This is a genomic window from Streptomyces sp. NPDC048269 (assembly GCF_040652395.1).
Classification (GTDB): Bacteria; Actinomycetota; Actinomycetes; order Streptomycetales; family Streptomycetaceae; genus Streptomyces.
Genome location: NZ_JBEZLW010000018.1, coordinates 127,495 through 136,093, shown reverse-complemented (window position 1 = coordinate 136,093; position 8,599 = coordinate 127,495). Strand labels below are relative to the sequence as shown.

Annotated in this window: 9 protein-coding genes; 5 read left to right on the top strand and 4 right to left on the bottom strand. The window is 71.0% G+C overall.

Going from position 1 to position 8,599, the window contains the following annotated elements; genetic code table 11:
* Positions 1-199 precede the first annotated feature (199 nt).
* Positions 200-388 (bottom strand): hypothetical protein, encoded by a 189-nt coding sequence (locus AB0D48_RS21300; RefSeq protein WP_362398929.1) that lies wholly within the window; start codon positions 386-388, stop codon positions 200-202.
* Positions 389-628: 240 nt separating this feature from the next.
* Between AB0D48_RS21300 and AB0D48_RS21295 the strand changes: the two genes are divergently transcribed.
* Positions 629-2,650, top strand: a complete 2,022-nt coding sequence (locus tag AB0D48_RS21295; protein WP_362398926.1) for a TerD family protein — start codon at positions 629-631, stop codon at positions 2,648-2,650.
* A 67-nt stretch (positions 2,651-2,717) separates the two neighbouring features.
* On the opposite strand, the gene npdG is transcribed toward AB0D48_RS21295, so the two are convergent.
* A complete protein-coding gene (gene npdG, locus AB0D48_RS21290) occupies positions 2,718-3,422 on the bottom strand; it encodes an NADPH-dependent F420 reductase (RefSeq protein WP_362398922.1) in 705 nt (234 codons plus the stop codon).
* An 85-nt stretch (positions 3,423-3,507) separates the two neighbouring features.
* On the opposite strand from npdG, the gene AB0D48_RS21285 reads away from it, so the two are divergent.
* Positions 3,508-4,179, top strand: a complete 672-nt coding sequence (locus tag AB0D48_RS21285) for a hypothetical protein (protein WP_362398919.1) — start codon at positions 3,508-3,510, stop codon at positions 4,177-4,179.
* Between the two features lie 100 nt (positions 4,180-4,279).
* Here AB0D48_RS21285 and AB0D48_RS21280 read toward each other — a convergent pair whose 3' ends face one another.
* The gene (locus tag AB0D48_RS21280) at positions 4,280-4,516 is read right to left on the bottom strand and encodes a hypothetical protein (RefSeq protein WP_362398916.1); all 237 of its coding nucleotides are present in this window, start codon (positions 4,514-4,516) and stop codon (positions 4,280-4,282) included.
* A 72-nt stretch (positions 4,517-4,588) separates the two neighbouring features.
* Here AB0D48_RS21280 and map point away from each other — a divergent pair, with 72 nt between their 5' ends.
* Both map and AB0D48_RS21270 read left to right on the top strand, forming a co-directional pair.
* Positions 4,589-5,446 (top strand): type I methionyl aminopeptidase, encoded by an 858-nt coding sequence (map, locus tag AB0D48_RS21275; protein WP_362398913.1) that lies wholly within the window; start codon positions 4,589-4,591, stop codon positions 5,444-5,446.
* A gap of 143 nt (positions 5,447-5,589) precedes the next feature.
* Positions 5,590-6,237: a biliverdin-producing heme oxygenase gene (locus tag AB0D48_RS21270; RefSeq protein WP_362398910.1), complete on the top strand. Its 648-nt coding sequence runs from the start codon at positions 5,590-5,592 to the stop codon at positions 6,235-6,237.
* A gap of 203 nt (positions 6,238-6,440) precedes the next feature.
* Here AB0D48_RS21270 and AB0D48_RS21265 read toward each other — a convergent pair whose 3' ends face one another.
* Positions 6,441-7,103 (bottom strand): PhzF family phenazine biosynthesis protein, encoded by a 663-nt coding sequence (locus tag AB0D48_RS21265; RefSeq protein ID WP_362398907.1) that lies wholly within the window; start codon positions 7,101-7,103, stop codon positions 6,441-6,443.
* A gap of 334 nt (positions 7,104-7,437) precedes the next feature.
* Between AB0D48_RS21265 and efeO the strand changes: the two genes are divergently transcribed.
* Complete coding sequence (gene efeO / locus AB0D48_RS21260; RefSeq protein WP_362398904.1) at positions 7,438-8,589, top strand: iron uptake system protein EfeO; 1,152 nt, start codon at positions 7,438-7,440, stop codon at positions 8,587-8,589.
* The last annotated feature ends 10 nt before the right edge of the window (positions 8,590-8,599 follow it).

Genomic DNA, 8,599 nt, shown 5'->3' with positions numbered 1-8,599 from the left:
GCGACCCGAAGCCCTACGTCTGGACCAAGACCGCGGACGAGATCCTCGAACGCCTCGCCAGCTATCTGAACAGGATTCCTGACTCAGAACACTAGGTCGTGTCGTCAAAGTCCCGTCTGGCTGGCGGGGCCTGGCACGCACGCACCAGGCCCCGCCAGCCCCGCCCTCCGGGCGGCCGACGCTACTTCGACGACACTCCCTAGGCGCCGCGCGCGGCCGCGGCCTTCTCGGCCTTCGCCTTGCGGATGTAGTACCAGGCCATGTTGGACGTGAGGCCCGCGAGCAGCACCCAGACGATCCCGAGGAAGCTGCCCTCCACGAAGGCGACGACGGCCGCGGCCACCGCAAGGACGCAGACGACAACGGCGAAGACGGCAAGGCGGGGCATGGGAAGAGCTCCTCGGGAACACTGATCGGGGTCGAGCCCCTCCAGTGTCCCCCATGCCCCGCAGTGATCCTGTAAGGACGAGGGGGAACGGCAGCCCACCCGTTTCCGCCTTTCACCTGATCTTCCGACCCCTGTGGCGCTACGGTTCGCCCGTGACGCGCCGTATCTGCCGCGCGACAGAACGAACGGCCCGGTCCGCTCCGCCCGCGACGGACGACGCCGGGCGAGTGGGGGGACGACATGCAGGAGATCTCAAAGGGCGCGAACGTCAGCCTGACGGCCCTCAGCGAGGACGCCGGTTCGGTGGTCGTGAGTCTGAGCTGGACCAGTGCCTCGGGGGCCGGCGACGCCGACGTCTCCGTACTGCTCCTGGACGACAACGGCAAGATCCGCAGCGAGAACGACTTCTACTTCTACAACAACCCGGCTGCCGCCGACGGTAGCGTGCAACTCCTGGGGAAGACGCCGACCGACAGCGGCGACGAGGACCGCATCAGCCTGGACCTGACCGCGGTTCCGGAGGACGTCGCACGCATCGTGGTGGCGGCCAGCCAGTACGGCGGCGCCCGTTTCGGGGATCTCGACGACCTGCGGATGACGGTCGCGGACCGGTCCGGCGAGCCGCTCGTCGGATTCTCCATCGACGACGCGAGCGTGGAGACCGCCTTCATCTTCGGTGAGCTGTACCGGCGCGGGGAGGAGTGGAAGTTCCGCGGCGTGGGACAGGGGTACGAGACGGGCCTGGCCGGGCTGGCCACGGACTTCGGCATCGCCGTCCTGGAGGAGACCGACGAGCCCCCGTCCGGGGAAGCGGTCGATCCCGACAAGCCCGGTGTGCCCGACGGCCCCCGCGAGGCGGCGGCGCCCGCGGTCAGCGCCCCGGCCCCGCCGGTCGCGCCCGCGCCGGTCGCGCCCTCCGCCGTGCCGGCCCAGACGCGCGGCCGCGGGCCGCGCGCGACGACGCGGAAGAAGGTCACCCTGCCCAAGGTGGCCAAGAAGTCGCTCGCGGAGAACGACACCTGGCGGACCGCGCGGCTGTTCCCGGTCCCGTCCCTCAAGAGCGACAAGGAGCGCGAGGTACGGGCGACCTCCGTGCTGCTGTCCGTGATGGCTCAGGTCCCCGAGCTGGGGCGCCGCCTCACTGCCGCGTTCGGCGCACCCGCCGGCCGGATGCAGACCTTCACCGAGGTGTCGCTGCCCCACGGCGACGCCCCGAAGCGCCCCGACGGCGTCATCCGCGTGGAACGCGCGGGCAAGCTGTGGACGGCGCTCGTGGAGACGAAGACGAACGGCAACCAGCTCAAGGCCGAGCAGGTCCAGCAGTACATGGACATCGCGGCCCGTCGCGGGTACGAGGCCGTGATCACGCTCTCCAACGACGTGGCCCTCGAAGGCGCCGCCATGGTCGACGTGAAGATCGACGGCCGCCGCAAGCACAAGGTCAGCCTGTGGCATCTGTCCTGGGCCGAGGTGGCCCACCAGGCGCAGATGCTGATCCGCCACGAGGGCGTCGGCAACCCGGCCCACGCCTGGCTGCTGCAGGAGCTCCTGGAGTACCTCCAGCACGAGAACTCGGGATGCCACGGATTCCAGAACATGGGGCCCGCCTGGGTACCGGTACGCAACGGCATCGAGGACGAGACCCTCGGTCCGGACGACCCCCGCGCCGTGGATGTCGTGGAGAGCTGGGAGCGGCTCGTCCGCCAGGTCTGCCTGCGCCTCGGCGGGGAGCTCGGCCAGAAGGCCCTGCCCGTGCAGCGCGCCCGGCGCGGCAGCGACCCGCAGGCCCGGCGGGTCGCCGCGGCCGGAAGGCTGTGCGCGGAGGGCAGGCTCGCCGCGGAGCTGCGTATCGACGGGACGAGTTCCGTCATCGCGGTCGTCGCCGATCTGCGCACGGGGAAGGTGCGTACGTCCGTCGACGTCCCGGCCCCGGACGGGTCGTATCCGCTGACCACGGCGAAGCGGCTGGTGAGGCTGCTCGCCGAGGCACCGGCGGACCTGCACGTGCAGAGCCTCGTCGAGGGTGAGAACGGACCGCGCGGCACGCTGGAGCGCCTGCGTCCCGAGCCGGGCGACCTGCTGCCCAAGGACGGCGCCCCGCTGAGCGGGTTCCGGCTGTCATTGATCAAGGGGATGGGCAACAGCCGCGGCAACACGGAGTCCGGCTTCATCCGCAGCGTGGACGATGCCGTCGACCGCTTCTACCACGGGGTGGTGGCCCATCTCGCCGCCGCCGACGCGCGCCCCGGCCGGCGGGGCTGAGCACGGGCGAGCCCGGCGGTGCGGTCCTGCGGGACCGGGCCGCCGGGCACGGGAACACGGGAACCGCTCAGACGTCCGTGACGCGCAGGCCCGCGTGGGCCTTGTAGCGGCGGTTGGTGGAGATCAGGTTGGCCACCAGGGATTCGACCTGGTGGGCGTTGCGCAGGCGGCCCGCGAAGACGCCGCGCATTCCCGGGATGCGGGAGGCGAGGGCCTGGACGAGGTCCGTGTCCGCGCGGGATTCGCCGAGGACCATCACGTCGGTGTCGATCTCGTCGATGGACTCGTCCTGGAGGAGGACCGCCGAGAGGTGGTGGAAGGCGGCCGTGACGCGGGAGTCCGGGAGCAGCGCCGCGGCCTGCTGGGCCGCGCTGCCCTCCTCGACCTGGAGCGCGTACGCGCCCTGCTTGTCGAAGCCGAGCGGGTTGACGCAGTCCACCACGAGCTTGCCCGCGAGGTCCTCGCGCAGCGCTTCGAGGGTCTTGGCGTGGCCCTCCCACGGCACAGCGATGATCACGATGTCGCTGCGCCGCGCGCACTCGGCGTTGTCCGCGCCCTCCACGCCGAGGCCCAGTTCCTCCGCGGCGGTGTGCGCGCGGTCGGCAGCGCGGGAGCCGATGATCACCTTCTGCCCGGCCCGGGCGAGCCGGTAGGCCAGGCCGCGGCCCTGGTCGCCGGTGCCACCGAGGACGCCGACGACGAGGCCGGAGACGTCCGGGAGGTCCCAGGGGTCCTTGGCCGGCGGCTTCTGCGTGCTGTCTGAGGAAGTCATGGGGGCGAGGGTACTGCCGGGTAGCCCACATCCGAAGGGGAGGGAAGCGCTCCCCCGTGTCCGGTGCATGGTGCAGGATGCCGGTATGGATGCCGTGAGAGTCGCGCTGCTGCGCGAGGTCCTCGCCGGTACGCAGTGGCCGGGCGCCGCGCGCCGCTTCGCCGGCTCGCTGCGGCGCTCGGTCGTACCGGGCGGCGGGAAGTCCGGCGGGAACCTGCTGCTGGTGGGGACCGAGCAGTACGAGCCCTGGCATCTGGCGGCGCACCTGGTGGACGAGGCCGCCTGGTCCGGACTGCCGGAGCTGGCGCCCACCCTCGTACGCCACCACGTGCTGCCCGGGGAGCCGCCGCACCTGTCGGTGGGCCTGAGCAGGCTGGAGGCGGCGCGGCGCGGGTACACCCTGCTGGTGGTGGCGCCGGAGCAGCCCGGCGCGGGGCTGCTGGAGCGCGTGCACGACGCCCGGCGCGCGGGGGCGACCGTACTGTCCCTGGACGGCGGGGACCCGGATCTGGGCGCACTCGCGCACGACGCCCTCTCGGTGGCGGAGGACTGCGCGGTGGGGGCACCTCCCTGGGGGTCCCCCCGGACGGAGTCCGGGGGAGGTGGCCGGGGGATGGATCTGGACACCGTGCAGCACCTGGTCAGCGCGGCGGCCGGGGAGAACAGCCTGCCGGCGCAGCACGGGCCGCGCCGCTTCCGGGACCGGCTGGCGCGGCTGGCCGATCAGCTGACCGCCCCGCCGCCCAGCCGCTGGTAGGAGCGCCCAGGCCCTCGTCGGCCCAGCGGCCCAGCGACCCAGCGCCTACGGCCACCGGCCACCGGTCACCGGTCACCGGTCACCGGTCACCGGCCATGCCCTACGGGGTCGTGCCCTCTTCGTCCTCGCGGGTCTTGTCGTTCCACTTGGGGTCCGTCTGCCATTCGAGGTTGCGTTCCTCGGCCGTCTGCATGGCGTGGGACGCCTCCTCGGGGGTCTCGTACGGACCGAACCGGTCCTTGGCGGGGCACTCGGGGCCTTCCTCGACCTTCTTGTGGACCAGGCAGTAGTACCACTCGCCCGGTTTGCCCACCTGGCGCTTCTTGAACAAGGCCATCGCTGTCAGGCTCCTCTCGATACCGCTCTCTGCCGCCATGCTGCCCCATCCCCGCTGGATACACTCGCTTGCATGTCTGGCCAGTCGCTGCTCGTACCAGGCGAGCTTTCCCCCGTCCGTTCCGTTCCCGGAAACATCCGCCGGCCCGAGTACGTGGGCAAGCCCGCGCCCACGCCGTACACCGGACCGGAGGTGCAGTCGGCCGAGACCATCGAGGCCATGCGCGTCGCCGGCCGGATCGCCGCCCAGGCGATGGAAGAGGCCGCCAAGCTGATCGCGCCGGGGGTGACCACCGACGAACTCGACCGCGTCGCCCACGCGTACATGTGCGACCACGGCGCCTACCCCTCGACGCTCGGCTACCGGGGCTTCCCGAAGTCGCTGTGCTCCTCCGTGAACGAGGTCATCTGTCACGGCATCCCCGATTCCACCGTCCTGCGCGACGGCGACATCGTGAACCTCGACGTGACCGCGTACATCGGCGGGGTGCACGGCGACAACAACGCCACCTACCTGTGCGGTGAGGTGGACGAGGAGTCGCGGCTGCTGGTGGAGCGCACCCGCGAGGCCCTGAACCGGGCCGTCAAGGCCGTCAAGCCGGGCCGCCAGATCAACATCATCGGCCGGGTCATCGAGTCGTACGCGAAGCGCTTCGGCTACGGCGTGGTCCGGGACTTCACCGGCCACGGCATCAACTCGTCCTTCCACTCCGGCCTGATCATCCCGCACTACGACAGCCCGCACGCCACCACCGTCATCGAGCCCGGGATGACCTTCACCATCGAGCCGATGCTGACCCTGGGCACCCACGAGTACGACATGTGGGAGGACGGCTGGACGGTCGTGACGAAGGACCGCAAGCGCACCGCCCAGTTCGAGCACACACTGGTGGTGACCGACACCGGCGCGGAGATCCTCACCTTGCCGTAGGCACCTGCGGGCAAGCGCCTCGCCCGTAAGTGACTTTTTACCGACAGCGCGTCGGGAACCCATTGACTTAGGCATACCTAAGTAGGAGGATCGGACGTGACGGCCGTGCCGTCACGTCTTTTTCCCTTCCCTGGAGGTCCGTCTTGGACGCCTTCTCTACGGTCATCCGCGTCGCTTCGCACGAGCAGCACACCGAGGCCGAGACGTCGACCTTCATGAGCGACCTGCTGGGCGGGCGGCTCGGGGTGGACGCGTACACGCGCTACACCGAGCAGCTGTGGTTCGTGTACCGGGCCCTGGAGGACGCGGCCGACTCCCTCGAGGACGACCCGGTGGCCGGCCCGTTCATCCGGCCCGAGCTGATGCGCGTCGCAGAGATCGAGCGTGACCTCGCGCACCTGCTGGGGCCCGGCTGGCCCGAGAGCGTGGCGGCGCTGCCCGCGACCGAGGCCTACGCCGCCCGGGTGGCCCAGTGCGCGGCCGAGTGGCCGGGCGGCTACGTCGCCCACCACTACACCCGCTACCTGGGCGACCTCTCCGGCGGCCAGATCATCCGTGACAAGGCGGAGCGCACCTGGGGCTTCGCGCGCAAGGGCGACGGCGTCCGCTTCTACGTCTTCGCGGACATCTCCAACCCGGCGGCCTTCAAGCGGACCTACCGCGAGCTGCTGGACGCGATCGCCGCGGACGACCTGGAGAAGCAGCGCATCATCGACGAGTGCAAGCGAGCCTTCGAGTTCAACGGCGCGGTCTTCCGCGAGCTGGGCGAGCGCTTCCCCCTCTCGGCGTAGGGAGTGTCGTCAAAGTAGCGTCGGCCGCCCGGAGGGCGGGGCCGGCGGGGCCTGGTGCGTGCGATCGCAAGGCGGAGGAGGGAATCGACGCGGTGGGGGCACCCCCCAGCGGTAGCTGGGGGGACGCCGATGACTGACGACAACGCGAGCGTGCGTGCCAGGCCCCGCCAGCCAGACGGGACCTTGAATACACGACCTAGCTCCTAGCCCCTGCCGCTCGGGGCGAAGCGGACGCGGCCGCCGATCTCGACCGTGCCGTCGGGGCCGGGGGCGGTGAGGATCTGGGAGCCGGCGCCCTGGGTGATGTTCAGGGCGCGGTTCAGCTGCGCCGTCAGCAGGATCGCCGCCGACCCGGTGGCCTCGTCCTCGGTGATGACACCGTCGGCGCGGCGCGGGAAGCCGCGGGCCCGTACCCGTCCCGCGGCCTCGTCCTCCCAGGCCCACGCGTACAGCCAGCCCTCGCCCGGCGGCGGCGCGGGCAGCGCCTCGACCTCGGCGGGGCTCGCGTACTGCTCGGTGCGCTTGCCCTCGACCCACTCGGGGCGGGCCGTGATCCAGGTGAACTCCCCGTCGTCACGCGCCCATACGGATCCGGCGGGTGGCTGGAGCTCCTCGATGTCCAGCAGCCAGGCGACCCCGACCAGCGGATGTCCCGCGAAGGACATCCGCGTGCCGGGGGTGCGGATGTCGACGATCCCGCGCTCGGGGTCGTCGACGAACACGGTCTCGCTGTAGCCGAGTTCGGCGGCCAGGGCCTGCCGCGACGCGTCGTCGGGGCAGGTCCGGCCGTCGCGTACGACACCGAGCAGGTTGCCGTGCCGGCCGTCACCCGCGCAGAAGACCTTCAACACGTCGAGATCGTTCACGCGGGAATTCAAGCACGGGTCAGCGCAGGTCCGTGTGACGCCTGCGCGCGAGGTGCACCGCGCCCGCGCGCCGGGGCCCCACTGGGGGTCGTACGGCAGGCAGCGCGGCCGGGCGTTCGGCACTGCGGAACGGTCGCCCCGACTTGACTTCCGCTTGACCCCGCCTTGGGGATGTCGTGAACCGTCCGTGACGGCCCCGTGTCCGCCACCGGAAGGTGAGAGCTGAATCACTGGACGAGTGGGCATGGGTCAGGTAAGCCTCGGTTAAGTTAGGTCCGCCTCACCGGCCTCTCCCCCTTGGGACGGCCCCCACGTCCGACGCCCAGGAGCCCCTATGCGCCCCGCCCGCCTCACCGTCATCGCCGCTGCCTCCGTGGCAGCAGCCCTGACCGCCGTCACCGGCTGCTCCGAGAAGAGCGGTGCGGGCGACGGCGCGATCAAGGTGGCGGCCTCCGACAGCGCCTGCGACGTGTCGAAGAAGGAGTTCCCGGCGGGCAAGGTCCAGATCGACGTCGAGAACAAGGGCTCGAAGGTCACCGAGGTCTACGTCCTCTTCCCCGACGCCCGCATCGTGACCGAGCGCGAGAACATCGGCCCCGGCACCAAGGCCTCCATCACCGCCGAGATCAAGGCGGGCGAGTACGAGATCGTCTGCAAGCCCGGCATGAAGGGCGACGGCATCAGCCAGAAGGTCAAGGCCACCGGCAAGGGCGCCGCCGAGGAGAAGCGCAGCCCCGAGGCGGACGCCGCGGTCGCCGCCTACCGCGCGTACGTGGTCACGCAGGCCGAGGAGACCCTCCCCAAGGCGCAGGCCTTCGCCGACGCGGTCAAGGCCGGCGACGTCGAGACCGCGAAGAAGCTGTACGCCGCCTCCCGCATCGGCTGGGAGCGCACCGAGCCGGTCGCCGAGTCCTTCGGTGACATCGACCCGAAGGTCGACGTCCGCGAGGACGGCCTGGAGGCCGGCCAGGACCCGGCGAAGGACTGGACCGGCTGGCACCGCCTGGAGAAGGCCCTGTGGGCCGACAACAAGATCGGCGACGAGGAGAAGAAGCTCGCCGACACCCTCATCACGGACCTGACCGACTGGCAGAAGAAGGTCGGCACGGCGGAGATCACCCCGAGCTCGATGGCCAACGGTGCCAAGGAGCTCCTCGACGAGGTCGCCAGCGGCAAGGTCACGGGTGAGGAGGAGCGTTACTCCCACACCGACCTGGTCGACTTCAAGGCCAACGTCGAGGGCGCGCAAAAGGCGTACGAGCTGCTCAAGCCGATCGCCGCGAAGAACGACCCGGAGCTCGCCAAGCAGCTGGACACCCAGTTCGCGGCGATGAACGAGCTGCTCGACAAGTACCGCGCCGACAAGACCTCCTACGACTTCACCGCCTACGACAAGGTCGGCGAGGCGGAGCGCAAGGAGCTCTCGGACGGCGTCAGCGCCCTCGGTGAGCCGCTCTCCAAGCTCGCCGCCGCGGTCACCAAGTAACGGCCGAAGT

What these genes read in the sequence shown, in the direction of transcription:
- AB0D48_RS21300 (WP_362398929.1), bottom strand. Translation starts at nt 388, where the DNA reads ATGCCCCGCCTTGCCGTCTTCGCCGTTGTCGTCTGCGTCCTTGCGGTG.
- efeO (WP_362398904.1), top strand. Translation starts at nt 7,438, where the DNA reads ATGCGCCCCGCCCGCCTCACCGTCATCGCCGCTGCCTCCGTGGCAGCA.
- AB0D48_RS21295 (WP_362398926.1), top strand. Translation starts at nt 629, where the DNA reads ATGCAGGAGATCTCAAAGGGCGCGAACGTCAGCCTGACGGCCCTCAGC.
- AB0D48_RS21280 (WP_362398916.1), bottom strand. Translation starts at nt 4,516, where the DNA reads ATGGCCTTGTTCAAGAAGCGCCAGGTGGGCAAACCGGGCGAGTGGTAC.
- map (WP_362398913.1), top strand. Translation starts at nt 4,589, where the DNA reads ATGTCTGGCCAGTCGCTGCTCGTACCAGGCGAGCTTTCCCCCGTCCGT.
- AB0D48_RS21285 (WP_362398919.1), top strand. Translation starts at nt 3,508, where the DNA reads ATGGATGCCGTGAGAGTCGCGCTGCTGCGCGAGGTCCTCGCCGGTACG.
- npdG (WP_362398922.1), bottom strand. Translation starts at nt 3,422, where the DNA reads ATGACTTCCTCAGACAGCACGCAGAAGCCGCCGGCCAAGGACCCCTGG.